This is a genomic window from Bradyrhizobium nanningense, assembly GCF_004114535.1.
GTDB classification, from domain to species: domain Bacteria; phylum Pseudomonadota; class Alphaproteobacteria; order Rhizobiales; family Xanthobacteraceae; genus Bradyrhizobium; species Bradyrhizobium nanningense.
On the sequence record NZ_LBJC01000078.1, the window covers coordinates 39,857 to 65,703 of the forward strand.

Sequence of the window (25,847 nt, forward strand, 5' to 3'; positions counted from 1 at the left end):
GCAAGGGAAAAACCGTCGCCACGAAGCGGCGCCTAGCGATCCAAGCCCTTGGAATTCAAGCGGGACTTCGATTTTCGACCAGCACGGAACGTGCCGGGCTCGTTAAAATCGCGGCTTTGCTAACATAGCAGGCGCGCAGGTGCAACATGACGCCAAATTAAAGGCACGAGGTTCTGTCGACAGTTCGTCACACGCTGCACCAGGTCGATGACGGCCTGATCCGAAGATCGGATCAGGACTGACCAGGGACTCGGATGGCGACCTGCCGGGTCGCAAATTGGCGGGGCCTCTCGCCGCCCTCCCTCTCATTGGTTCCTGCCTCCAGCGCATAGCGGCCATGAACACAGATCGCTGAGGCGTGATTCCGGCGCCCTGAGTTCCACTCGCCGAATACTTACCCAATTCTAAACTCTGGAAGCGATGACTTCGTTTTACAGTACTTTGAAGTAATCAATAGGTTAATGAATCGTTAAAGGCGAAGATTACGGAACATCAGCTGAATATCGGCTTCGAGTAACAAGATGTTTCATGACGACACAGAATGGATTTACTGCCCAAATCACGCCGCATTGGGAATCGAAACGCCAAACCGCTCGCAAACTGATGGGGGCTCCACTAGCCACATATGTGGCAATACTAGCTTAGGGACCACTAAATGCTGTCTTTCAAGACGCTGGGCTTTGCGACCCGGCCGCGCACGGCGATCGCTTTCGTTGCCGCAACTCTCCTCATCGGTGGAACTGCCACCGAAGCTTCCGCCAAATCCCGGCATCACCGGCATCACCACCGCCACCAGGCTCAGGCCGATTCCAACGCGACTTCCGATTGGCGCAACGCCAATGCGTCGATGAATCCGACCTCGGGCACCGGCCACAGCTTCTCCGGCATGGCCTCCTATTACGGCAACGAGTCCGGCAGCCGCACGGCCTCGGGCCAGCGCTTCAACCAGAACGCCTTGACCGCGGCGCACCGCTCGCTGCCGTTCGGCACCAAGCTGCGCGTCACCCATCGCGGCTCGAGCGTCATCGTCACCATCAATGACCGCGGCCCGTTCGTTCGCGGCCGGGTTCTCGACCTCTCCACGGGCGCCGCCCGCGCCATCGGCCTCACCGGCGCCGGCGTCGGCCGCGTCACCGCGGAAGTCGTCTCCTAAGGCGCGATCAAGCGTCTGATCGAACGCGCAGTTTTCATCAGTTTGATGCGCGCACGAAACAAGCCCGCGGTCTTGGGGGACCGCGGGCTTTTTGTTTGGCCCGTCGTTGCCGAGCGTGTCCCGGCTCTGCAGCGCAGCGCTGAGGGGCGCTGCACTGCGTCCGGGGCACGAGAGGCGAGAGTGCGCACTGCTGTCTCGCCGTCATTGCGAGCGGAGCGACTTGTCCGCCGAAGCCTTGGCGAAGGCGGAAGCAATCCAGAGTCTTTCCGCGGAGGGATTCTGGATTGCTTGGTCGCAAGAGCTCCTCGCAATGACGGGGAGAGAGTGTGCGCCGCCTCTACAAAAAGCTCTGCGGATCGACGTCGACTTCGAGCTTCTGATTGCCCGTCGGCTTCGGACAGACCGCGAGCCAGTTGCGCAAATAGTCCGACAGATCAAACCCACGCGCCGATTTCACCAGGATGCGGAAGCGGTAGCGGCCCTTGATGACGGCGAGCGGCGCCTCCGCCGGGCCGAGCACGACGACGCGCTCGTCGCGCGGCGCAAGCGCAACAAGCTTGCGGCCCAGGCCTTCCGCGCTCGGGCGGTCGCCGGCGGAGATGATCAAGCTCGCGAGCCGGCCGAACGGCGGATACAGCGTCTTCTCGCGCAGCTCGATCTCGCTGTCGTAGAAGGCCTCGCGGTCGCAGGCGATCAGCGCCTTCATCACGGGATGGTCGGGCTGGTGCGTCTGCAAGTAGCCGACGCCGCGGCCCTGCTCGCGCCCGGCGCGGCCGATCACCTGGTTGAGCAATTGCCAGGTGCGCTCCGCCGCACGGGGATCGCCGTTGGACAGGCCGAGATCCGCGTCGACCACGCCGACCAGATTGAGGCGGGGAAAGTTGTGGCCCTTGGCCACGAGCTGGGTGCCGATGATGATGTCGACGCGGCCCTCCGCGATCTCGGCGAGCTCGATGCGCATCGTCTCGATCGAGGTGATGAGATCGCTCGACAGCACCATGGTGCGGGCTTGCGGGAACAACGCGGCCGCCTCCTCCTGCAAGCGCTCGACCCCGGGCCCGACCGCGACCAGCGATTCTTCGGCCGAACAGTTCGGACAGAGATGCGGGCGCGGCATCGAGAAGCCGCAATGGTGACAGACCAGGCGCTGGCGGAAGCGGTGATCGACCAGCCAGGCATCGCAGATGGTGCAGGCGAAGCGATGGCCGCAAGCACGGCACAGCGTCAGCGGCGCATAGCCGCGGCGATTGAGGAACAGCAGCGCCTGCTCGCGCTTTTCGATTGCGGTCCTGATCTCGCCGGCAAGCCGCGGCGAGATGAAGCGGCCGCGCGCGGGCGGCTCGCGGCGCAGGTCGATGGCCTCGATATGCGGCATGTGCTGGCCGCCGAAGCGCGAGGGCAGCGCGATGCGCTGATAGCGGTTCTTGCGCGCATTGACCTCGGATTCGACCGACGGCGTCGCCGAGGCCAGCACGACCGGGATCTTGGCGATATGCGCGCGCACCACCGCCATGTCGCGGGCGTGATAATGCACGCCCTCGTCTTGCTTGTAGGCCTGGTCGTGCTCCTCATCGACCACGATCAGGCCGAGATTGGCGTAGGGAAGAAACAGCGCCGAGCGCGCGCCGACCACGACCGGCGCGGTGCCTGAGGAGATCGCCGCCCAATTGCGCGCGCGGGTGCGCGGAGTGAGCTCGGAGTGCCACTCGATCGGGCGCACGCCGAAACGCTGCGCGAAGCGATCGAGAAACTGGCCGGTAAGCGCGATCTCCGGCATCAGGATCAGCGATTGCTTGCCGCGGCGGATGGTTTCCGCCACCGCCTCGAAATAGACCTCGGTCTTGCCCGAGCCGGTGACGCCGTCGAGCAGCGCGACGTGGAAGGTGCCGTTGGCCGCGAGCGCGCGCATCGCATCCACGCCGGCCCGCTGCAGCGGGGAAAAATCCGGCCGGCCGAACTCCGGATCGGGGACCGGCGGCGGCGCCGGCGGCGGCATCGGCTCGACCGTGAGCGTGCCCTCATCGACGAGGCCGTCGATCACGCCGGCCGAGACGCCCGCCTCCTTGGCCGCCTCGGACTTGCCATGCAGCAGCCGGTCTGACAGCACCTCGAGCACGCGCTGCCGCGCCGGCGTCAGCCGCTTCGGCGGATCGCCGACGAGGCGCACGCCGGGACGCAGCCGCTCGGGGCCGAGATTCTCGCCCATCCGCAGGCACATGCGCAGCACCATGCCGCGCGGGCTCAGCGTGTAATTGGCGACCCAGTCGACCACCTGGCGCAGCTCGGGCTTCAGCGGCGGGATGTCGAGCTTCTCGCTGACCTCCTTGAGGCGGTTGTGCAGGCGTGGATCCGGATTGGCGTTTTCGCCCCAGACCACCGCCAGCACCTCGCGCGGCCCGAGCGGCACGCCGATGAGATCGCCCGCCTTCAGCTCCATCCCACGCGGCACCTTGTAGGAATAGGTCTGGTCGAGCGCGACCGGCACCAGCACGTCGACCATGCCGGTCGCGTTGGCGGGGGTGGTCGTGCGGCGCGACGAATGATCCATCAACTGGTCTTTGCAGGGAGAATCGGAACCCGGAGGCGTCAAGGTAGCGTCGGGGGCCCGCCTTAGCGAACGATAAACAAGTGTGATGCGATATACTGAGCGGAATCATTCCGTCCAGAGCGATGAGCAAAGCCGCCGCACCCCAAATCGAGCTCGCCAGCGCCGATCCCTCGATCGCGCAGGAGATGACGCGCTGGCTGTCGCATCTCGGCGCCGAGCGGCGGCTGTCGCCGAAGACGCTGGAGGCCTATGGCCGCGACTTGCGGCAATGCCTGGATTTCCTTTGTGCCCATTGGGGCGAACGCGTCACGCTCAAGCGCTTCGCCGCGCTGGAAGCGACCGACGTGCGCGCCTTCATGGCGATGCGCAGGGCCGACGACATCGCTGGCCGCAGCCTGATGCGTGCGCTCGCAGGCTTGCGCTCGTTCGGGCGCTTCCTCGAACGCGAGGGCAAGGGCAAGGTCGGCGCACTCTCCGCCATTCGCGCGCCGAAGGTGGCGAAGAGCCTGCCGAAACCATTGCCGATGGCCTCGGCTAAACGTCTTGCGGATGCCGACGAGCGCGCCGGCGAGGATCGCGAAACCTGGATCCTGGCGCGCGACGCCGCGGTGATGGCGCTTCTGTACGGCTCCGGCCTGCGCATCTCCGAGGCACTCGGCCTGAAGCGCCGCGAGGTGCCGAAGGCAGGCGAAGGCGACGTGCTCGTCGTCACCGGCAAGGGCAACAAGACCCGCATGGTGCCGGTGCTGCAGAACGTGCTCGAGCTGGTGCAGGAATACGTTGCGATGTGCCCGTATCCGCTGCCGGCGGAGGGCCCGATCTTCGTCGGCGCGCGCGGCGGTCCCCTGAGTCCGCGCATCATCCAGCTCGCGATGGAGCGGCTGCGCGGCGCGCTCGGCCTGCCCGACAGCGCCACGCCGCACGCGCTGCGTCATTCCTTTGCCACCCATCTGCTCTCGCGCGGCGGCGACTTGCGCGCCATCCAGGAATTGCTCGGCCATTCCTCGCTCTCGACCACCCAGGTCTATACCGGCATCGATTCCGAGCGGCTGCTGGAGGTCTATGCCAGCGCGCATCCGCGGCGGTGACACTTGGCGAGCTCTCGTGCCCCGGACGCAGCGCAGCGCTGCTTAGCGGTGCGCTGCTGAGCCGGGGCCCATCCCAGCGCGTGATCGCCTGTAGCTTCTGGGTCCAGGCTCAGCGTCGCAGCGTTACACGCTGCGCCGCGTCCGGGACACGAGAGCCGCTGACATACTGACGTCATAGCGCTCAGGCCTCTTGCGCACGCCGCGCGGTTCGGTCAATCGTTGCGGAACCGAGGCAGGAGGGACTTATGAGCGCACATGAAAGCATGGAGCATGCCGAGCACGCCGAACACGCGTCCGGCTCGAACAAGAAGATCGCGCTCCTGATCGCCGTGCTGGCGCTGTTCCTGGCGGTCTCGGAGACGCTCGGCAAAGGCGCCCAGACCGAATCGATCAGCAAGAACGTCGAAGCCGCCAACCTCTGGGCGTTCTTCCAGGCCAAGAGCATCCGCCGCACCGTGGTGGCGACCGCGGCCGAACAGGGCAAGCTCACGCTCGCCGCCGCGGACGAGGCGCAGAAGCCCGCCGTGCAGAAGCAGGTCGACGACTGGACCAAGACGGCGCAGCGCTACCGCTCCGAGCCCGAGACCGGCGAAGGCACCGAGCAGCTCGCCGAGAAGGCCAAGCATGCCGAGCACGACCGCGACGAGGCGACCGCGAAATACCATCACTTCGAGCTGGCCTCGGCCGCCTTCCAGATCGGCATCGTGCTGGCCTCGGCCACCATCATCACCGGCATGTTCGCGCTGGCCTATGTCAGCGGCATCCTGACGCTCGCCGGCCTGTTCATGACCGCGCTCGGCCTGTGGTGGCCGCATCTGTTGCATCTGCATTAGGGTGTTGAGGCGCGCGGTTTGACGCCACACAGACAGTGTCATGCCCCGGCTTGACCGGGGCATCCAGTACACCGCGGCTTCTCGGTTCTAATCTCTCTGTCTCTGGAATACTGGATCGCCCGGTCAAGCCGGGCGATGACAGCGAGTGTGTGGCGAACACCGAATATGTGGCCGGCAGCTCACCGCGCCTGGTGCACGCTCTTCCTGAAGCGCTGGATCAGGCGGAGCGTCCGTGACGACCAGCCCTCGCCGTTGCCGGCGATCAGCTCGCGGATGCGCTGCTTGATCGGGTCGACCAGCTCGGCGGCCTTGGCGCGCAGCCTCAGCACCAGCTCGTAGATCCGCTCGAACCAGTGCATCTCCAGAAGCTTGTCGCGCGTCACGTCGAACACGAAGGCGGTGACGCCGACGCCGAGCAGCTTTGCGAACAGGATCGTGAAGACCGCGCTGGTCCAGTACTCATGCGTGAGCAGCCACAGGCCGACCAGCTTGAGCGGAAACAGCGGGATGACAGGCACGGCGAACACGATCAGTGTCATGGCCGGCGACAGCGCATCGACGCGCTCCGTCAGCCATTGCTTGAAGCGCGCCAGCGGAATGGCTGCGACGACCTTCGCAACGATCGGCTCGAGATGGTCCCACAGCCAGGCTTCGATCAGGAAGACGATCGCAAGCAGGACCCAGACCGGTTGAAGGAGGCGGCGCAGCATGTGTTTCCCGCCCGATTCGGTGCTGGGCGCGTTGTTACATATGGATGGCCCGCTTGCCGACTGCAAGCGCGGCCTCCTTGATGGCCTCCGAGCGGGTCGGATGCGCGTGACAGGTGCGCGCGAGATCTTCCGCACTGCCGCCAAACTCCATGAGAACGGCCGCCTCGTGGATCATTTCGCCGGCTTCGCGGCCGATAATGTGCACGCCGAGCACGCGATCGGTCTTCGCATCTGCGAGAATCTTCACAAAGCCGTCGGTGGTCTGGTTGACCTTGGAGCGGCCGTTGGCGGTGAAGGGAAACTTTCCGACGGTATAAGCGGTGCCGGCCTGCTTCAGCTCCTCCTCGGTCTTGCCGACGGAGGACACTTCCGGCGTGGTATACACGACACCCGGGATCACATCGTAATTCACATGGCCGGCCTGGCCGGCGATGATCTCGGCCACCGCAACGCCCTCATCCTCGGCCTTGTGCGCAAGCATCGGACCTGCAACGACGTCGCCGATGGCATAGACGCCCTTGAGGCTGGTAGCGAAATGCGGATCGATCTGGACGCGGCCGCGCGCGTCCAGCGCGACGCCGGCTTCCTTCAGGCCCAGCCCGTCGGTGTACGGCACGCGGCCGATGCAGACGAGAACGACGTCGGCCTCGATGGTCTCGGCCGCGCCACCCGCAGCCGGTTCGATTTTCGCAAGCAGTGCCTTGCTGTTCACTTCGACGCCGGTGACCTTCGAACCGAGCTTGAATGCAAATCCCTGCTTTTCCAGGATGCGCTGGAATTGCTTGGCGATCTCGCCGTCCATGCCAGGCAGGATTCGATCGAGGAATTCGACGACCATGACTTCGGACCCGAGTCGGCGCCACACCGAGCCGAGCTCGAGCCCGATCACACCGGCGCCGATGACCAGTATTCTGCCCGGCACCTTCTCCAGCGACAGCGCGCCGGTCGAGGACACGATGCGCTTTTCGTCGATCTCGATGCCCTTGAGGCGCGCGATGTCCGAGCCGGTGGCGATGACGATGGCCTTGGTCTCGACCACCTGCGACTTGCCGTCGGCGGCAACCTCGACCTTGCCGGTGCCGAGGATCTTGCCGGTGCCCTTCAGCACGTCGATCTTGTTCTTCTTCATCAGGAACTCGACGCCCTTGACGTTGCCGTCGATGCCCTGCTGCTTGAAGTTCATCATCGCCGGAAGATCGAGCTTCGGCGCGGACACGCTGACGCCCATCTTGGCGAAGGAATGGCCGGCTTCCTCGAACATCTCGGAGGCGTGCAGCAGCGCCTTCGACGGCATGCAGCCGACATTGAGGCAGGTGCCGCCGAGCGTGGCGTTCTTTTCGACCACGGCGACCTTCATGCCGAGCTGGCTGGCGCGCACCGCGCAGACATAACCGCCCGGTCCGGTGCCGATGACGACGAGATCGTAGGTAGCCATGAGAGAAAGTCCCGTAAGTTTAGCGTGATGAGGATGTGTCAGCGTCCGCCGGCGCGTCAGCGTCCGCCGGACACATCGAGAATGGCTGAGGTGACGTAGGAGGCCTCGTCCGACATCAGCCAGACGATGGCGTTGGCGATTTCATCTGATGTGCCGACGCGCTTCATCGGCACCATATGGGCCAGACGATGGGCCCGGTCGGGCTCGCCGCCGGCAGCGTGGATCTCGGTGTCGATCAGGCCGGGACGGATCGCGGCGACGCGGATGCCTTCGGCCGCGACCTCATAGCCGAGACCGATGGTGAAGGAATCGACCGCGCCCTTGGACGCGGCGTAATCGACATAGGTGTTGGGAGCGCCGAGCTTGGCGGCAACCGACGACAGATTGACGATGACGCCGCCCTTGCCGCCGTGCCTGGTCGACATCCGCTTCACCGCCTCGCGCGCGCAGAGGATGGAGCCGGTGACGTTGACCGCCATCACGCGCTGGATGCGCTCGGCCGACATCTCATCGACGCGCACGCCGCTCTGGCCGACGATGCCGCCATTGTTGACGAGCGCCCCGAGGGTGCCGAACTTGTCCGCCGCCTTGAACAATTCGAGGATATCGCTTTCCTCGGCGACGTCGCATTTCACCGCGATGGCCTTGCCGTTGCTGGCCTCGATCTGCGCCACCACCTCGTCGGCGGCCTTCTTGTTGCTGGCATAGCCGACCACGACGCGGAAGCCGCGCGCGGCGACTGCAAGAGCAGTCGCGCGACCGATTCCGCGGCTGCCGCCGGTGATGACAACGACTTTATCCGTCACGCGCGCCTCCATGGTTCGACACGCGCCGTCGCGAAGGGCGACGGCGCTCGCAGAGCATCAGGGATCAGAGATCGAGCACCAGGCGCGCCGGATCTTCCAGGCTCTCCTTGACCCGAACCAGGAAGGTGACGGCTTCCTTGCCGTCGATGACGCGGTGATCGTAGGACAGCGCCAGATACATCATCGGGCGGACCTCGATCTTGCCGCCGACGACCATCGGCCGCTCCTGGATCTTGTGCATGCCGAGGATACCGGACTGCGGCGCGTTCAGGATCGGGGTCGACATCAGCGAGCCGTAGATGCCGCCATTGGTGATGGTGAAGGTGCCGCCCTGCATCTCGTCGATCTTGAGCTGGCCGTCACGGGCGCGGCGGCCGAAATCGGCGATGCTCTTCTCGATGTCGGAGATCGACTTGTGGTCGCAGTCGCGCACCACGGGCACGACGAGGCCCTTGTCGGTGCCGACGGCGACGCCGATGTGATAATAATTCTTGTAGATAAGGTCGGTGCCGTCGATCTCGGCGTTGACGGCCGGGATGTCCTTGAGCGCCTGCACGACGGCCTTGGTGAAGAAGCCCATGAAGCCGAGCTTGGCGCCGTGCTTCTTCTCGAACGCATCCTTGTAGTGGGCCCGCAGCGCCATGACATTGGTCATGTCGACCTCGTTGAAGGTCGTCAGCATGGCCGCGGTGTTCTGCACGTCCTTGAGGCGGCGCGCGATGGTCTGGCGCAGCCGGGTCATCTTGACGCGCTCTTCGCGGGCCGCGTCATCGGCCGGTGACGGCGCGCGGACCTGTACGGCGGCGGCGGGCTGGTTGACCGGGGTCGGCGCCGAGGCCGCGCGCTCGATCGCAGCGAGCATGTCGCCCTTGGTGACGCGGCCGTCCTTGCCGGAGCCCGGAACGGTGGAAGCATCGATGCCGGTCTCGGCGGAGAGTTTTCGCACCGAAGGCGCCAGCGGGGCATCGGCCGGCGCAGCCTTGGCTGCCGGAGCTGGCGCAGCAGCGGCGGGCGCCGGAGCTGCGGCGGGCTTGGCGGGTGCCGCGGCGGGTTTCGCTGCGCCGACACCATCGGTGATCTGACCGAGCAGCGCACCCACGGCAACGGTTGCGCCATCGGCAGCGACGATCTCGCTCAGCGTGCCGGCGGAGGGCGCGGGGACTTCGATGGTGACCTTGTCGGTCTCGAGCTCCACCAAGGGCTCGTCGACGGCGACGGGATCGCCGGCCTTCTTGAACCAGCGGCCGATGGTGGCCTCGGTGACGGATTCGCCGAGCGTCGGCACACGGATTTCAGTCATGGTCTTTTCCTTAAGGAGATCGCGGTCTTGAATTCATGTGTCAGCGCCCGCCTTGTGCGCGCTTGCGTACTGGGGCGGGCGATCCGGTGCGCCGTGACGTCGATGATGAGATCGAATGCCACGGAGTACTGGATGCCCCGCCTTCGCGGGGCATGACTCAGTTTGAAATTGCCTAGCTCAGTGCTTCGTCCAGGAATGCCTTCAGCTGCGCCTGATGCTTCGACATCAGACCCGTGGCGGTCGCGGCGGAAGCGGCGCGGCCGACATAACGCGGACGCCGGCTCGCGCCGTTCACCTGGTTCAGCACCCATTCCAGATAGGGCTCGATGAAGTGCCAGGCACCCATGTTGCGGGGCTCTTCCTGGCACCACACCACTTCGGCCTTCTTGAAGCGCGACAGCTCGGCCACCAGCGCCTTCAGCGGCACCGGATAGAGCTGCTCGACGCGCATCAGATAGATGTCGTCGATGCCGCGCTTCTCGCGCTCCTCGTAGAGGTCGTAATAGACCTTGCCGGAGCACAGCACGATGCGGCGGACCTTGTCGTCGGGGACGAGCTTGACCGCCTCGTTCGGCAGCATCTGGGCGTCATCATAGAGGATGCGGTGGAAGGTCGTATCCTTGGCCAGCTCCTCGAGACGCGACACCGCCCGCTTGTGACGCAGCAGCGATTTCGGCGTCATCATGATCAGCGGCTTGCGGATCTCGCGGTGCAGCTGACGGCGCAGGGCGTGGAAGTAGTTCGCCGGTGTGGTCGGGTAGACCACCTGCATGTTGTCTTCGGCGCACATCTGCAGGTAACGCTCCAGGCGCGCCGAGGAGTGCTCCGGTCCCTGGCCCTCATAGCCGTGCGGCAGCAGGCAGACGAGACCGGACATGCGCAACCATTTGCGTTCGCCCGAGGAGATGAACTGGTCGAACACGACCTGCGCGCCGTTGGCGAAGTCGCCGAACTGGGCTTCCCACAGCGTCAGCGTGTTCGGCTCGGCGAGCGAATAGCCGTATTCGAAGCCGAGCACGGCCTCTTCCGACAGCAGCGAGTTGATGACCTCGTAATGGCCCTGCTCGTGGCCGAGATGGTTGAACGGCGTGTAGCGGCTCTCGTCCTCCTGGTCGATCAGGACCGAGTGGCGCTGCGAGAAGGTGCCGCGCTCGGAATCCTGTCCGGACAGACGGACATGGTGGTTTTCCTGGAGCAATGTGCAGAACGCCAGCGCCTCGCCGGTCGCCCAGTCGATGCCGGCACCGGTGTCGATCGCCTTGGCGCGGTTGTCGAGGAAGCGCTGGATGGTGCGGTGAACGCGAAAACCGTCCGGCACCTTGGTGATCTTGCGGCCGATGTCCTTCAGGACCGGAAGGTCGACCCCGGTGACGCCGCGACGCGCGTCCTCTTCCTGATCGGCGATCTTGAAGCCGGACCACTTGCCGTCGAGCCAGTCGGCCTTGTTCGGCTTGTAGGAGGTGCCGGCCTCGAACTCGGCATCGAGCCGGGCGCGCCAGTCAGCCTTCAGCTTGTCGACCTCACCCTCGGTGACCACGCCTTCGGCGATCAGGCGCTTGGCATAGAGCGTGAGGGTCGAGGGATGGGCCGCGATCCGCTTGTACATCACCGGCTGGGTGAAAGCCGGCTCGTCGCCCTCGTTGTGGCCGTAGCGACGATAGCACCACATGTCGATGACGACAGGCTTGTGGAACTTCTGCCGGAATTCGGTCGCGACCTTGGCCGCGAACACGACGGCTTCCGGATCATCGCCATTCACGTGGAAGATCGGCGCGTCGATCATCTTCGCCACATCCGACGGATAGGGCGAGGAGCGCGAGTAACGCGGATAGGTGGTGAAGCCGATCTGGTTGTTGACGATGAAGTGCACGGAGCCGCCGGTGCGGTAGCCCTTCAGGTCGGACAGGCCGAAGCACTCGGCGACCACGCCCTGGCCGGCGAACGCGGCGTCACCGTGCATCAGAAGCGGCATCACCGAGATGCGCATATCAGGCGGATCGCCATGCTGGTCCTGCTTGGCGCGGACCTTGCCGAGCACGACGGGATCGACGATCTCGAGATGCGAGGGGTTGGCGGTCAGCGACAGATGGATGCGGTTGCCGTCGAACTCGCGGTCCGAGGAGGCGCCGAGGTGATACTTCACGTCGCCGGAGCCTTCGACCGCGTCGGGGTTGGCCGAACCACCCTTGAACTCGTGGAACAGGGCGCGGTGCGCCTTGGCCATCACCTGGGTCAGCACGTTGAGGCGGCCGCGATGCGGCATGCCCAGCACGATCTCCTTCACGCCGAGATTGCCGCCGCGCTTGATGATCTGCTCGAGCGCCGGGATCAGCGCTTCACCACCGTCGAGGCCGAAGCGCTTGGTGCCGGTAAACTTGGTGTCGCAGAATTTTTCGAAGCCTTCGGCCTCGACCAGCTTCATCAGGATCGCCCTGCGGCCTTCGCGGGTGAACGAGATCTCCTTATCGGGTCCCTCGATGCGCTCCTGGATCCAGGCCTTCTGCGCGGCGTTGCTGATATGCATGAACTCGACGCCGAGCGTTTGGCAATAGGTGCGCTCGCAGATCGCGGTGATCTCGCGCAAGCTGCCGTATTCGAGACCGAGCACGTGATCGAGGAAGATCTTGCGGTCGAAATCGGCTTCGCTGAAGCCGTAGGTGCGCGGGTCGAGCTCCTCGCGGTTGCGCTGGGCTTCGATGCCGAGCGGATCGAGCTTGGCGTGGAAGTGGCCGCGCATGCGGTAGGAGCGGATCAGCATCAGGGCGCGAACGGAATCGCGCGTCGCCTGGAGCAGGTCGGCGGAGGATAGAGCAGCACCCTTCGCCTGCGCCTTGGCGGCGATCTTGCCGCCGACCGCCTTCTCGACTTCGGCCCAATTGCCGTCGAGGGCGGAGGTCAGGTCATCCTGCGGGGTGAGCGGCCAGTTGTCGCGCTCCCAGGACGGCCCTTCCGCGTTCTTGCTGATGTCAGCAGGAGCGTCGTTCAGGCTCTTGAAGAAGTCCTGCCACTCGGCGTCGACCGAGGATGGGTCCTTCTGGTAGCGGGCGTAGATTTCGTCGATGTAGGTGGCATTGGTGCCCTGCAAAAACGATGACAAGGCAAAGGCTGCGTTCGCGTCCTGGCGAGACATACTGGAGTTCCTGGCGATTTCGGTTCGCGCATAACAAACGGCGCTGGCGCCGAGCTCCCGGCAGAGGCTCGGCGCGACAGGCACCCTTTACCCTATTTGCTGCGAAACTTCGCCCGGAAAAGCACGAAGAAGTGAATTAGCCTTTCAACTTTTCGGCAAGCGTGTGGCCGAGGCGGGCGGGTGACGGAGACACTGTAATCCCTGCCGATTTCATCGCTTCGGTCTTGGAACCGGCGTCGCCCTTGCCGCCCGAAATGATCGCGCCGGCATGGCCCATGCGGCGGCCGGGAGGGGCGGTGACGCCGGCGATGAAGCCGACCATCGGCTTCTTGCGGCCGCGCTTGGCCTCGTCCTTGAGGAACTGGGCCGCGTCCTCCTCGGCGGAGCCGCCGATCTCGCCGATCATGATGATCGATTCGGTCTTGGGGTCGGCCAGCAGCATCTCCAGCACGTCGATGAACTCGGTGCCCTTAACCGGGTCGCCGCCGATGCCGACCGCGGTGGTCTGGCCGAGGCCTTCCTGGGAGGTCTGGAACACGGCTTCATAGGTCAGCGTGCCTGAACGGGAAACGATGCCGACGCTGCCGGTCTTGAAGATGTTGGCGGGCATGATGCCGATCTTGCACTCGCCGGCGGTCATGACGCCCGGGCAGTTCGGCCCGATCAGGCGCGACTTGGAGCCGATCAGCGAGCGCTTGACCCGCACCATGTCGATAACAGGAATGCCTTCGGTGATGCAGACGATCAACGGGATCTCGGCGTCGATGGCTTCGCAGATCGCATCCGCCGCGCCCGGCGGCGGCACGTAGATCACCGACGCATCGGCGCCGGTCTTCTCACGCGCCTCGCGCACGGTGTCGAACACCGGCAGGCCCAGATGCGTCGCGCCGCCTTTGCCCGGCGAGGTGCCACCGACCATCTTGGTGCCGTAGGCAATCGCGGCCTCGGAATGGAAGGTGCCGTTCTTGCCGGTAAAACCCTGGCAGATGACCTTGGTGTTCTTGTCGATCAGGATGGACATGAGGTCTGCTTTCGCGAACTAACGAGTGAGAGGTCAGTGGATGCGGCGGTAGACGCCGGTGAGCACGTCGGCCCAGCCTTCCGCGTCCGGCGAGAACTGGATCTTCAACGAATAGGAATTGTCGTCGATGATCTCGTAGACGTGGCGCGCATTGCCGCGGAGCGAGCCGCGCACCAGCGTCAGGGTCTTGCCGACCCACCCGCCGGAAGCGGGCGAGGGCGGCGTGTAGCCGAGCGAGTCGTACCAGAACAGTTTGTAGGTCCGGTCGTCGCGGTCGTAGGTGAAGAGGCCGTGGGTGGCGAAGACCTGCTTGCCGTCGCGCATCTGGACACCGTCCTGGATCAGGTAGAATCCATTGAGGTCCATGCGCGCGACAACGCGAGAGGTGGCCGGCCCGCCCGCCGTCCAGCGCGACGGGAAGACCATCTCTTCGCCATCCCATTCGCCGGCGAACGCGGCGAGACGCGCATGCTCGGGAAGCGGAGATGATGCGGCGAGATGGTCCTGGGCCATGGCCTTAGCCTCCCTTGACGGCCTTCACGATCTTCTGCGCGGCGTCGTCGAGATTGTCGGCCGGCACCACGTTCAGTCCAGATTCACGGATGATCTTCTTGCCGAGTTCGACATTGGTGCCTTCGAGGCGGACCACCAGCGGAACGCTGAGGCCGACTTCGCGCACGGCGGCCGTGACGCCTTCGGCGATCACGTCGCACTTCATGATGCCGCCGAAGATATTGACCAGGATGCCCTTCACGTTGGGATCGGCGGTGATGATCTTGAACGCGGCCGCGACCTTCTCCTTGCTGGCGCTGCCGCCGACGTCGAGGAAGTTCGCCGGCGCCATGCCGTAGAGCTTGATGATGTCCATCGTCGCCATGGCGAGACCGGCGCCGTTGACCATGCAGCCGATATTGCCGTCGAGGGTGACGTAGTTGAGGTCGTACTTGGACGCCTCGATCTCCTTGGCGTCTTCTTCGGTCTCGTCGCGCAGCGCCAGCACCTCGGGGTGACGGAACAGCGCGTTGTCGTCGAACGACACTTTGGCGTCGAGCACGCGGAGCTGGCCCTGCTTGGTCACGACCAGCGGGTTGATCTCCAGCATCGACATGTCCTTAGCGACGAAGGCCGCATAGAGCTGCGCGGTGAGCTTTTCCGCCTGCTTGGCGAGATCACCGGACAGGTTCAGCGCCTTCGCGACCGTGCGGCCGTGATGGCCCATGATTCCGGTGGCGGGATCGACCGAGAAGGTCACGATCTTCTCAGGACTGTTGTGCGCGACGTCCTCGATGTTGACGCCGCCTTCGGTCGACACCACGAACGAGACGCGCGAGGTCTCGCGGTCGACCAGGATCGACAGATAGAATTCCTTGTCGATGTCGGAGCCGTCCTCGATGTAGAGGCGGTTGACCTGCTTGCCGGCGGGGCCAGTCTGCACGGTCACCAGGGTGGCGCCCAGCATCTGCTTGGCGAATTCGGAGACTTCGGCGGCCGACTTGGCGATGCGCACGCCGCCCTTGTCGCCGGCGCTGGCTTCCTTGAACTTGCCCTTGCCGCGGCCGCCGGCGTGGATCTGGCTCTTCACCACCCAAACCGGACCAGGCAGCGCCTTGGCGGCAGCGTCCGCGTCCGCGGCTTTAAGGACCGGCACGCCCTTGGAGATCGGCACGCCGAACTCGTTCAGCAGCGCTTTGGCCTGATATTCATGGATATTCATATGGTCGCTCCCTGAACCCGCGGGCGGTGATCTCTAGGGCCCACCTCAGTCTTGTGGCTGGCATACCATATACCACAGGAACTGCAACCCGGATTCTTTGACATCGATCTCTGGACTGCCGAACCCGGAGCCGGCCGGCTCCGGACCCCGGAAATGAAACCGCCGAAGACCGGGTTTTCGGTCTTCGGCGGGGATTGGTTGCGCCTTAGCGGCCGAGAAGATCGGGGGCGATCTTCTTGCAGGCATCGACCAGGCCCTGGACGGCACCGACCGACTTGTCGAAGGCCTCGCGGTCCTTGCCGGCGAGCTCGATCTCGACGACGCGCTCGACGCCCTTGGAACCGATCACGACGGGCACGCCGACATACATGTCCTTCACGCTGTATTCGCCGTTCAGGTAGGCGGCGCAGGGCAGCACGCGCTTCTTGTCACGCAGATAGCTCTCGGCCATCGCGATCGCGGACGCGGCCGGCGCGTAGAAGGCCGAGCCGGTCTTGAGCAGGTTGACGATCTCGGCGCCGCCGTTGCGGGTGCGGTCGACGATCTCGTCGAGGCGCGCCTGCGAGGTCCAGCCCATCTTGACGAGGTCGGGCAGCGGAATGCCGGCAACGGTGGAGTACTTCACCAGCGGCACCATGGTGTCGCCATGGCCGCCGAGCACGAATGCGGTGACGTCCTCGACCGAGACGTTGAATTCGTCGGCCAGGAAGTAGCGGAAGCGGGCCGAATCCAGCACGCCGGCCATGCCGACGACCTTCTTGTGCGGCAGGCCGGAAGCCTTCTGCAGCGCCCAGACCATGGCGTCGAGCGGGTTGGTGATGCAGATGACGAAGGCGTCGGGGGCGTACTTCTTGATGCCGGCGCCGACCTGCTCCATGACCTTGAGGTTGATGGAGAGGAGGTCGTCGCGGCTCATGCCGGGCTTGCGCGGCACGCCGGCGGTGACGATGCAGACCTTGGCGTTGTCGAGCGCCTCGTAGGAGTTGGCGCCGCTGTAATGCGCGTCGAAGCCGTCGACCGGCGAGGACTGCGCGATGTCGAGCGCCTTGCCCTGCGGCACGCCCTCGGCGATGTCGAACATCACCACGTCGCCCAGCTCTTTCAGGCCGATGAGATGAGCCAGCGTTCCGCCGATCTGACCGGAGCCAATCAAAGCAATCTTGTCGCGCGCCATGTGAGCCTGTCCTTTAGACACGTAAGGAGGGGAAAACTGAGACGGGTGGTTATCCCTTTCGCCTGCCCCGTTCAAGTCGCCCAATGCCCAATTGTCGGGCTTGGCGCGGCCTCGGGCACGCAGCCCGGTCATTCCGGGGCGCGCGGAGCACGAACTATGGTGCGAAATTGCGCACCTGAGAATCTCGCATGACAATCTCGGGATTTCGGGCTCGCGCTGGCCCGCGCCCCGAATGACAGCGCTGGCAAATAGGACTTAAGTCTCCACCAGACCCTTGGTGGAGCCGCTGGCGGTGGAATCCTTGCGGCCGTGAGCCAGCGCCAGATACGATTCCGAGCTCATTTCGATCAGGCGCGAGGCCGTCCGCTTGAACTCCATGGCCTCAACGCCCTCGTCGGCAAGGTAGAGCGAAATCGGATTGGCGTCGGCCGAGGCCATCAGCTTCACCGCATTGTCGTAGAGCGTATCGATCAGCGTGATGAAGCGTTTGGCGGCGTTGCGCTGGGAGAAATCCATCACTGGAATATGGTCGACCAGGATGGTGTGATAGTCGTGCGCCAGCCTGAGGTAATCCGATGCGCCGAGCGGCTTCTCGCAGAGGTCGGCGAACGAAAACCGCGCCACGCCGTGGGCCGAGCACGGCACGTGCAGGATGCGGCCCTTGATCAAAATGTCGCGCGAGCGGCGTTTGGCGCTGCCCGACATCCGCGACCAGGCGCGGTCGAGGGCTGCGTTCGCATCGGCGTCCGCCGGCGTCAGCCACATCGGCACGCCCTGCAATTTCTCCAGCCGGAAATCGGTGCGCGCATCGAGCCGCGCGACGTCCATATGGTCGGTGATCTGTTTGATGAAGGGCAGGAACAGAGAACGGTTCAGGCCGCCCTTGTAGAGATCGTCGGGGGCGACGTTGGAGGTCGCGACCACGACGGTGCCGAGCTCGAACAATTTGGCGAACAGGCGCCCCAGGATCATCGCGTCCGCGATGTCGGTGACGTGGAATTCGTCGAAGCAGAGCAGCCAGCTCTCCTCGAAGATCGCATTCGCGGTCAGCGCGATGACGTCGCCGTCGGCGATCTCGCCGCGCGCGATGCTCTGGCGATAGTCGTAGATGCGCTCATGCACGTCGGCCATGAATTCGTGGAAATGCGCGCGTCGCTTGTGCTCGACGGATGAGTGCTGGAAGAACAGATCCATCAGCATGGTCTTGCCGCGGCCGACTTCGCCATGGATGTAGAGCCCGCGTGGCGCCTCGTCCTTGTCGCTGCTGAACAGGCGGCTGAGCAGGCCCTGCTTGCGCGTGGGCTTGTAGGTCGCGAGCCGTAGATCCAGTGCGGCATAGGCCTCGGCGACCTCGGCCTGCGCGGCATCGGGCTCGATCGCGCCGGAGGCGATCTGGGCCTGATATGCGTCACTGAAGGGGGAACTGGGGGTGGTGAGCATGGCCCTTTACCGCCAGAGACCGCGGCAAATTGCAAGCCGTGAATTGGTGCGGGGCGCTATGCGCTGGTGCCCCGGCCGCAGAGCCGGGACCCGCTGTTTCGTTCATCGCCAAATTTCGTTCATCGCGGAGCGCTGGGCCCCGGCTCTACGGCCGGGGCACGAGAGCTTCGCTACGCACACAGCTCGTAGGCGTCCTCGACCACATACGGGCCGCCGCCGGTGGAGGCGCGGGACGAGAACAGAACAAAGCGCTCCGCCATGAACGCCTTGCTCGGGAAATAGCCGCGTAGCGAGAGATAGTCGGCGACGTCGCGGTCGGAGGCGTCGTGCAGCCGGGCCAGCGTCACATGCGGGATGTATTTGCGCCCCTCCGGATTGAGGCCGATCCGCTGCATCATCCGTTCGAGCTCGGCCTGCAATTCCATCAGCGGCTTGCTCGGCGCGATCGTCGCAACGACTGCGCGCGGCTTGCGGCCGCCGAAACTGGTGAGGCCCTGCACCTTCACCTCGAAGGGTTTGCGGTCGACGCGAAACAGCATCGAGGCGATCTCGTTGGCCGAGACGCCGTCGATATCGCCGATGAAGCGCAAGGTGACGTGATAATTTTCGGGATCGATCCAGCGGGCGCCGGGAAGGCCACCCCTCAAGTTGGAAAGCGCCTGGCCGATCTCGGCCGGAATTTCCAGCCCCGTGAACAAACGCGGCATCGTTTCGCACTCCCGATGCTTGGGTACGATCCCTGAGCAGGATCATATCCAAATTAGAGCCGGCGACGAATCACCGGTACCCTGATTCCTATCGCAGTTGTGTGACTCTGCGAAGCGTAGGCAGCCTCACCCCGGTAAAACCCTGGGAATTACGGTGAGCGCTGCCTGCTTTCAACGCCGTTGCTCAGCGATCGTGCCAAGGAATGCCTCCACGGCGGGCATGAGGTTGCCGACGATGATGTCGACGCCGGCCGCGGTCGGATGAATGCCGTCGGCCTGGTTGAGCTTGGCGTCGGCCGCCACTCCTTCAAGAAAGAAAGGGTAGAGGGGCACGTCGAATTTTTTCGCCAGATCCGGATAAATCGAATTGAAGCGCGTGGCATATTCGGCGCCGTAATTCGGCGGCGCCAGCATGCCGCACAGCATCACCGCGATCCTGCGCGCCTTGAGCCGCTGGACGATGTCGGTGAGCGCGGCGCGCGCCAGATCGGGATCGATGCCGCGCAAGGCGTCGTTGGCGCCGAGCTCGACGATGACGCCGTCGGTTCCGTCGGGGACCGACCAGTCGAGCCGGTCGCGGCCCCCCGAGGTGGTGTCGCCGGATACGCCGGCGTTGGTGATATCGACATCTATGCCTTTGTCTTGCAAGGATTTTTTCAGCTTGGCCGGAAACGCATCCTGAGCCGGCAGGCCAAGACCGGCGCTCAAGGAATCGCCGAGGACGACAAGCTTGATCGATTTTGACGCGTCCGCCCAAGCCGGGTTCGCTATTGTCATGAAGGCGAGCATCAACACGGCTATGTGCATGAACAATCCGTAACGCCTCTCGACCGCGCTATCGGAGTTGCCATATGACCGGACCATGGACACTCGCATCGATCCCTCTTCGCTCGCCGTCAATTCGGCGGACACCATCGCCATCTCCAACGTCAATCTCTCATTGGGTACGGGCGCGGCACGCGTTCATATTCTCAAGGATATCAGCTTGCGAGTCGGCCGTAGCGAGACGATCGGCCTGATCGGCCCGTCAGGCTCGGGCAAATCCACGCTGCTGATGGTGATGGCGGGGCTGGAGCGTCCTGATAGCGGAGAGGTGGTGGTGAATGGCACGCCTTTCAATGCCCTCGACGAGGACGCGCTGGCGCGCTTTCGCGGCCGCCAGGTCGGCATCGTCTTCCAGTCCTTTCATTTGATCCCGACCATGACCGCGCTCGAGAACGTCGCGGTGCCGCTCGAGCTTGCCGGCAATCCCGACGCAGCAAAGCGCGCGGCAGAGGAGCTGCAATCGGTCGGGCTCGGCGACCGCCTGCATCATTATCCGACGCAGCTCTCCGGCGGCGAGCAGCAGCGCGTTGCGCTGGCCCGCGCGCTGGCGCCCGATCCCGCGATCCTCGTTGCCGACGAGCCGACCGGCAATCTCGATGAAGCCACCGGACAACAGATCGTCGATCTCCTGTTCAGCAAGCACGCCGAGCGCGGCATGACATTGGTGCTGGTGACGCACGATTCCTCGCTCGCGCATCGCTGCGATCGCGTGATCCGTCTGCGCTCGGGCCGCATCGACACGCAGTCTGCGCCGGCATGAGCACGGCGGCAGAACCCTTCGCCAAACCGGGCGGCGTCGCGCTGTCGCTGCGTTATGCGCTGCGCGAATTGCGCGGCGGCCTGCGCGGCTTCTACGTCTTCATCGCCTGCATCGCGCTCGGCGTGATGGCGATCGCCGGCGTCGGCTCGGTGTCGGCGAGCCTCTCCGACGGCCTAGCCCGCGAAGGCCGCACACTGCTCGGCGGCGACGTCTCCTTCGTGCTGTTCCAGCGCGAGGCAAAACCTGAAGAGCTCGCCTTCCTGCGCTCGCGCGGCTCGGTGTCGACCGCCGCCACCCTGCGCGGCATGGCGCGCGCGGCCGATGGCCAGCTTGCGCTGGTCGAGATGAAAGCGGTCGATAGCACCTATCCGATGCTGGGCCAGCTGACGCTCGCACCGCCACTGCCGATGTCCGAGATCCTCGCGGAGCGCGACGGCGCGTTCGGCGCCGCCGCCGATCCGACGCTGCTGGCGCGGCTGTCGCTGAAGACCGGCGACCGTGTCACCATCGGCTCCGCGACCTTTCAGATCCGCAGCACCGTCGAAGCCGAGCCCGACAAGCTCGCCGGCGGCATCGGCTTCGGCCCGCGCTTCCTGATCAGCGAAGCGGGCCTGCGTGCCACCGGCCTGATCCAGCCCGGCAGCCTGGTGCGCTGGGTGTACCGGGTGAAGCTGCCCGATCTCGCCAACAACGAGCGCGCCACCGAAGCCTTCATCGCGGATGCGCGGAGCGCGGCGCCGCAGGCCGGCTGGGAGATCCGCAGCCGTTCCAACGCTTCGCCGCAGCTGGAACGCAACATCAACCGCTTCACCCAGTTCCTGACGCTGGTCGGTCTCGCCGCATTGCTGGTCGGCGGTGTCGGCGTCGCCAATGCCGTGAAGAGCCATATCGACCGCCGCCTCGAGGTGATCGCGGCCCTCAAGGCCGTCGGCGCCACCGGTCGCGACGTGTTCGGCATCTATCTGGCGCAGGTTCTGGTGCTCGCGGGCGTCGGCTCGGTGATCGGCCTTGCGCTCGGCGCAGCCATGCCCTTCGCCATCGTCGGCCTGTTCGGCAAGCTGCTGCCGCTGCCGGTGGTGCCGGCCGTGCACGCCGACGAGCTCGCGCTGTCCTTCGTCTACGGCCTCTTGACCGCGCTGGCCTTCGGCCTGTGGCCGCTCGGACGCGTCCACGACGTGCCGGTGGCCGCGCTGTTCCGCGACACCATCAGCCCGGAATGGCACCGGCCACGCGCGGGCTATCTCGTGTTCATGGGCGTGGTGATTGCGCTGCTGATCAGCGTGGTGATCGGGCTCTCCTTCGACAAGCGCATCGCCGCGGTGTTCGTCGCGTCCTCGCTCGTCGTGTTCGCCCTGCTGCGCGGCATCGCCGCCCTGCTGATGGGAATCGCGCGGCGGCTGCCGCGGACGCGGCTGCCGATGCTGCGGCTTGCGATCGCCAACATCCACCGGCCGGGCGCACTGACGCCCTCGGTCGTACTGTCGCTGGGGCTCGGGCTCGCCGTGCTCGTCACCATCACCCAGATCGACGGCAATCTGCGGCGGCAGTTCCTCGCGGCCCTCCCCGATCAGGCGCCGTCGTTCTTCTTCATCGACATTCCGAGCGCGCAGGCCGCGCAGTTCGACCTCTATCTGCGCCAGATCGCGCCCGGCGCGAAGGTCGAGGACGTGCCGATGCTGCGCGGACGCATCGTCGCCGCGCGCGGGCTGCGTGCCGAAGAGCTCAAGCCCACCACCGATTCCGAATGGGTGCTGCAGAGCGACCGCGGCCTGACCTATACCGGCGAGCTGCCGAAAGGATCCAAGGTGGTCGAGGGCGAGTGGTGGAGCGCCGATTATTCCGGCCCGACGCTGGTGTCGATGGAAAAGAAGATCGCCGACGGACTAGGCCTCAAGCTCGGCGACGAGATCGTGGTCAACGTGCTCGGCCGCGACATTCCGGCCAAAATCGGCAATCTGCGCACCATCGACTGGCAGGGCCTCGGCATCAACTTCGTTCTCGTGTTCTCGCCGAACGCCTTCAAGGGCGCGCCGCACACCCATATCGCGACGCTGACGGAAACGGGCGGAACTGCGGCCGGCGACGGCAAGATCATCAAGCAGGTCGCCGACGCCTATCCGATGGTGACGAGCGTGCGCGTGCGCGAGGTGATGGAGACGGTCGGCTCGGTGGTGACCAATCTGGCGCTGGCGATTCGCGGCGCCAGCGCCGTGACGCTGATCTCGGCGATCCTGGTGCTGGGCGGGGCGCTTGCCGCCGGTCATCGCCACCGGGTCTACGATGCCGTGATCCTGAAGACGCTGGGCGCGACGCGGCTGCGGCTGTTGGGCGCCTATGCGCTCGAATACCTCCTGATCGGGCTCGCCACCGCATTGTTCGGCGTGATCGCCGGCAGCATCGCGGCCTGGATGATCGTGACGCGGCTGATGACGCTCAGCTTCGTCTGGCAGGCCGGCAGCGCGGCCGGGGTTGTCGCCGCCGCGCTCGTCGTCACCGTCGGGCTGGGGCTCGCGGGCACGCTGCTGGCGTTGAACAAAAAGCCCGCCACGGTGTTGCGGAATTTGTGACAAAATGTAGCGGATGGCCGCACCGATGCGGAATCGCACGATTCCTGCGATTAACCACGACTGCCCGTCAGGTTCACGTCAGAATTGCAGCCGAGGGCGACATTCAGCCGCGCGTGGAAGGTTGCAGCGAATGTGTTAGTTTCCCACATATCGGATGGGTTCGGAGCCCCGATTGTTAGCCAAAATTTAGTCGGCTGGTGTCGGTATCCGAGATAGAGTTTGACGAACCGGCGGCATGGCGACCCTCATGCCGGACCGGACCAACCAACGGGAATTCGACCATGTCGGACCTAGACCGTAACTACGCTTCTCCTTTCGGCAGGGCCGCCGGGCGTGTTGACGCCGCGACGGTCGATGCCGGCCTGCGCGCGTATATGCTGCGCATCTACAATTACATGAGTATCGGCCTCGCCATCACCGGCCTTGCCGCGCTCGGCGTCTACATGGCCGCCGTGACCGACGTTCCGACCCCGGAAGCCGTCCGCGTCGGCAAGCTGTTCCTGACCCCGTTCGGCTACGCGATGTTCGTCAGCCCTCTGAAATGGCTGTTCATGCTCGCGCCGCTCGCCATGGTGTTCGTGATTTCGGCAGGCATCAACCGTCTCGCCCCCTCGACCGCTCAGATCCTGTTCTGGGTGTTCTCGGCGCTGATGGGCATCTCGCTGTCCTCGATCTTCCTGGTGTTCACGCACACCTCGATCGTGCGAGTGTTCTTCATCACCGCGGCCACGTTCGGTGCGCTGAGCCTCTACGGCTACACCACCAAGCGTGATATGAGCGGAATGGGCTCGTTCCTGTTCATGGGCCTGATCGGCATCATTATTGCGAGCCTGGTGAACCTGTTCCTGGCGAGCTCGATGCTGCAGTTCATCGTGTCGGTGGTCGGCGTGCTGGTGTTCGCGGGCCTCACCGCCTGGGACACCCAGCGGCTCAAGAACGACTACATCTACGGCTACGCCTCGGCCGGCGGTGACATCGCAGAGCGTGCGGCCATCACCGGCGCGCTGTCGCTGTACCTGAACTTCATCAACCTGTTCACGCTGCTGCTGCAGCTGCTCGGCCAGCGCGACTAAGCGACGGACCAGAGCGAACGACACGAACCCCGGCCGAAAGGCCGGGGTTTTTGTTTGCCTGCGGCCTCGTCATTGCGAGGAGCCCTTGCGACGAAGCAATCCAGAGTCCTTCCACGGATGCATTTCTGGATTGCTTCGCTGCGCTCGCAATGACGGGGGCGGAGGCTGCCGGGCCCCTTCCAGCGCCCGCGCGAAGGCTCTAATCTTCCCCCATGTCCGCACCTGAAATCAGGCCCACGACCGAGGCCGACCTTCCCGCCATCACCGCCATCTATCAGCAGGCTGTCCGCGAGGGCACGGCGACGTTCGAGCTGGAGCCGCCCGATCTCGCGGAGATGACGCGGCGCTATCGCGCGCTCATCGACGGCGGCTATCCCTATTTCGTCGCCATCCTCGAGGGACGCGTCGCCGGCTACGCCTATGCCGGCGCCTACCGCCCGCGCCCGGCCTACCGCTTCACGGTCGAGAACTCGATCTACCTCGATCCCTCCTTCCACCGCCGCGGCGTCGGCTCATTGCTGCTGGAGCGGCTGGTCGTTGAATGCGAGGCGCGCGGCTTCCGCCAGATGATCGCGGTGATCGGCGATTCCGCCAACGCCGGCTCGATCGGCGTGCACACCAGGGGTGGCTTCAAGATGATCGGCACGCATCCCAATGTCGGGCTGAAATTCGGCCGCTGGCTGGACACCGTGATGATGCAGCGCGACCTCGGCGAAGGCGCGACCACGGTGCCGGGGAAGTAGGTTTTGTAGCTCGGGTGAGCGAAGCGATACCCCGGAACGTCGCAAGCAAAGCCCCGGATGTCGCTTCGCTCATCCGGGCTAGGAAGTCTCGCTACATCACCGCTGCCGTCACACCACCGCCAGTTTGCGATCAATCACCAGCAGCACGCGCTCCAGCTCGTGGCCGCGGCGCAGGATCAGGCCCGTCGCCGAAATCACGCTGTACATGCCCTGCTTGCGCGCCAGGCGCGGGTCCTTCTCGATGCGGTAGATCGGCACTTCCGAGGCGCGGCGATAGACCGAGAAAACAGCGCGGTCCTTCAGGAAGTCGATGGCGTAGTCGCGCCACTCGCCATCGGCGACCATGCGGCCGTAGAGATTGAGAATACGGTGCAGCTCGAGCCGGTTGAACGTCACTCTGCTCTGTTGCGCATTCGCGGCGGCGGGGCGCGCCGCCGCGCGCTGCTCGCTCGGATCGGCATCCTCCGACATCAGACTCATGGAGAGCCTCCTCATCGCACGACTTTAAACCCCGGTCCGCGAACCGTCCCCGGAACCGGATCATGACAACGGCATGATCGCGCCAACCGCTCCTCGCCGCAAGGTTCTTGATGGAACTCGATGGAACTCGGCCGCCTGCTTTCAACCGATCGAATCAGACGCGACTCCACGCACACGCAAAGGTGGAACTCTGTCGCGGCAAACCGTCACGGGATCGTTAGCAGGAATCATAGTCTCGCCGCTTTTCCGCCTAGCGACTGCCGCCCTGCACTGCGAAAAGATGGACGTGCGTTGACCCGGTCCTTTCGGTTCCGGATTCCTCAGCCCCCAGCCCCCCGGG

At 65.0% G+C, this 25,847-nt stretch carries 21 protein-coding genes; 7 read left to right on the forward strand and 14 right to left on the reverse strand.

Annotated features, from left to right (window positions below):
- Nucleotides 1-655 precede the first annotated feature (655 nt).
- Nucleotides 656-1,153: a septal ring lytic transglycosylase RlpA family protein gene (locus XH84_RS35035; protein WP_128918848.1), complete on the forward strand. Its 498-nt coding sequence runs from the start codon at nucleotides 656-658 to the stop codon at nucleotides 1,151-1,153.
- A 337-nt stretch (nucleotides 1,154-1,490) separates the two neighbouring features.
- Here XH84_RS35035 and XH84_RS35040 read toward each other — a convergent pair whose 3' ends face one another.
- On the reverse strand, nucleotides 1,491-3,701 hold the full coding sequence (locus XH84_RS35040; RefSeq protein ID WP_128918849.1) for a primosomal protein N': 2,211 nt from the start codon (nucleotides 3,699-3,701) through the stop codon (nucleotides 1,491-1,493).
- Between the two features lie 122 nt (nucleotides 3,702-3,823).
- Here XH84_RS35040 and XH84_RS35045 point away from each other — a divergent pair, with 122 nt between their 5' ends.
- Both XH84_RS35045 and XH84_RS35050 read left to right on the forward strand, forming a co-directional pair.
- Nucleotides 3,824-4,789, forward strand: a complete 966-nt coding sequence (locus tag XH84_RS35045) for a tyrosine recombinase XerC (protein ID WP_128918850.1) — start codon at nucleotides 3,824-3,826, stop codon at nucleotides 4,787-4,789.
- Between the two features lie 245 nt (nucleotides 4,790-5,034).
- A complete protein-coding gene (locus tag XH84_RS35050) occupies nucleotides 5,035-5,622 on the forward strand; it encodes a DUF4337 domain-containing protein (protein ID WP_128918851.1) in 588 nt (195 codons plus the stop codon).
- Nucleotides 5,623-5,801: 179 nt separating this feature from the next.
- Here XH84_RS35050 and XH84_RS35055 read toward each other — a convergent pair whose 3' ends face one another.
- From XH84_RS35055 to XH84_RS35110, 12 genes are all read right to left on the reverse strand, one after another.
- Nucleotides 5,802-6,332 (reverse strand): hypothetical protein, encoded by a 531-nt coding sequence (locus XH84_RS35055; protein ID WP_128918852.1) that lies wholly within the window; start codon nucleotides 6,330-6,332, stop codon nucleotides 5,802-5,804.
- A 34-nt stretch (nucleotides 6,333-6,366) separates the two neighbouring features.
- Nucleotides 6,367-7,767 (reverse strand): dihydrolipoyl dehydrogenase, encoded by a 1,401-nt coding sequence (lpdA, locus tag XH84_RS35060; RefSeq protein WP_128918853.1) that lies wholly within the window; start codon nucleotides 7,765-7,767, stop codon nucleotides 6,367-6,369.
- Between the two features lie 56 nt (nucleotides 7,768-7,823).
- Nucleotides 7,824-8,585 (reverse strand): SDR family oxidoreductase, encoded by a 762-nt coding sequence (locus XH84_RS35065; protein WP_128918854.1) that lies wholly within the window; start codon nucleotides 8,583-8,585, stop codon nucleotides 7,824-7,826.
- A 52-nt stretch (nucleotides 8,586-8,637) separates the two neighbouring features.
- Complete coding sequence (odhB, locus tag XH84_RS35070) at nucleotides 8,638-9,873, reverse strand: 2-oxoglutarate dehydrogenase complex dihydrolipoyllysine-residue succinyltransferase (protein WP_128918855.1); 1,236 nt, start codon at nucleotides 9,871-9,873, stop codon at nucleotides 8,638-8,640.
- Nucleotides 9,874-10,045: 172 nt separating this feature from the next.
- Nucleotides 10,046-13,003 carry a 2-oxoglutarate dehydrogenase E1 component gene (locus XH84_RS35075; RefSeq protein WP_128918856.1) on the reverse strand — a complete coding sequence of 986 codons (2,958 nt, stop codon included), beginning with the start codon at nucleotides 13,001-13,003 and terminating at the stop codon, nucleotides 10,046-10,048.
- 136 nt (nucleotides 13,004-13,139) lie between these two features.
- The gene (gene sucD, locus XH84_RS35080; protein ID WP_100236139.1) at nucleotides 13,140-14,024 is read right to left on the reverse strand and encodes a succinate--CoA ligase subunit alpha; all 885 of its coding nucleotides are present in this window, start codon (nucleotides 14,022-14,024) and stop codon (nucleotides 13,140-13,142) included.
- Nucleotides 14,025-14,057: 33 nt separating this feature from the next.
- Nucleotides 14,058-14,537: a DUF1579 family protein gene (locus XH84_RS35085; RefSeq protein WP_128918857.1), complete on the reverse strand. Its 480-nt coding sequence runs from the start codon at nucleotides 14,535-14,537 to the stop codon at nucleotides 14,058-14,060.
- A gap of 4 nt (nucleotides 14,538-14,541) precedes the next feature.
- Nucleotides 14,542-15,738, reverse strand: a complete 1,197-nt coding sequence (gene sucC / locus XH84_RS35090) for an ADP-forming succinate--CoA ligase subunit beta (RefSeq protein ID WP_128918858.1) — start codon at nucleotides 15,736-15,738, stop codon at nucleotides 14,542-14,544.
- A 205-nt stretch (nucleotides 15,739-15,943) separates the two neighbouring features.
- The gene (gene mdh / locus XH84_RS35095; RefSeq protein WP_091893088.1) at nucleotides 15,944-16,912 is read right to left on the reverse strand and encodes a malate dehydrogenase; all 969 of its coding nucleotides are present in this window, start codon (nucleotides 16,910-16,912) and stop codon (nucleotides 15,944-15,946) included.
- A 255-nt stretch (nucleotides 16,913-17,167) separates the two neighbouring features.
- Complete coding sequence (gene zapE / locus XH84_RS35100) at nucleotides 17,168-18,352, reverse strand: cell division protein ZapE (RefSeq protein WP_128918859.1); 1,185 nt, start codon at nucleotides 18,350-18,352, stop codon at nucleotides 17,168-17,170.
- Between the two features lie 170 nt (nucleotides 18,353-18,522).
- A complete protein-coding gene (thpR, locus tag XH84_RS35105; RefSeq protein WP_128918860.1) occupies nucleotides 18,523-19,059 on the reverse strand; it encodes an RNA 2',3'-cyclic phosphodiesterase in 537 nt (178 codons plus the stop codon).
- A gap of 171 nt (nucleotides 19,060-19,230) precedes the next feature.
- Nucleotides 19,231-19,866: an arylesterase gene (locus tag XH84_RS35110; protein WP_164936184.1), complete on the reverse strand. Its 636-nt coding sequence runs from the start codon at nucleotides 19,864-19,866 to the stop codon at nucleotides 19,231-19,233.
- A gap of 55 nt (nucleotides 19,867-19,921) precedes the next feature.
- Here XH84_RS35110 and XH84_RS35115 point away from each other — a divergent pair, with 55 nt between their 5' ends.
- The 4 genes from XH84_RS35115 to XH84_RS35130 all read left to right on the forward strand — a co-directional run bounded on the left by XH84_RS35115 (nucleotide 19,922) and on the right by XH84_RS35130 (nucleotide 25,027).
- A complete protein-coding gene (locus XH84_RS35115; protein ID WP_128918861.1) occupies nucleotides 19,922-20,644 on the forward strand; it encodes an ABC transporter ATP-binding protein in 723 nt (240 codons plus the stop codon).
- Entirely contained in the window at nucleotides 20,641-23,211 is a 2,571-nt protein-coding gene (locus XH84_RS35120) for an ABC transporter permease (protein ID WP_128918862.1), read from the forward strand. Before XH84_RS35115 ends, XH84_RS35120 begins: the two co-directional genes overlap by 4 nt.
- A 281-nt stretch (nucleotides 23,212-23,492) precedes the next feature.
- A complete protein-coding gene (locus tag XH84_RS35125) occupies nucleotides 23,493-24,284 on the forward strand; it encodes a Bax inhibitor-1/YccA family protein (protein WP_128918863.1) in 792 nt (263 codons plus the stop codon).
- A gap of 212 nt (nucleotides 24,285-24,496) precedes the next feature.
- On the forward strand, nucleotides 24,497-25,027 hold the full coding sequence (locus XH84_RS35130) for a GNAT family N-acetyltransferase (protein WP_128918864.1): 531 nt from the start codon (nucleotides 24,497-24,499) through the stop codon (nucleotides 25,025-25,027).
- 108 nt (nucleotides 25,028-25,135) lie between these two features.
- Here XH84_RS35130 and XH84_RS35135 read toward each other — a convergent pair whose 3' ends face one another.
- Entirely contained in the window at nucleotides 25,136-25,507 is a 372-nt protein-coding gene (locus XH84_RS35135; RefSeq protein WP_128918865.1) for a DUF2794 domain-containing protein, read from the reverse strand.
- Between the last annotated feature and the right edge of the window lie 340 nt (nucleotides 25,508-25,847).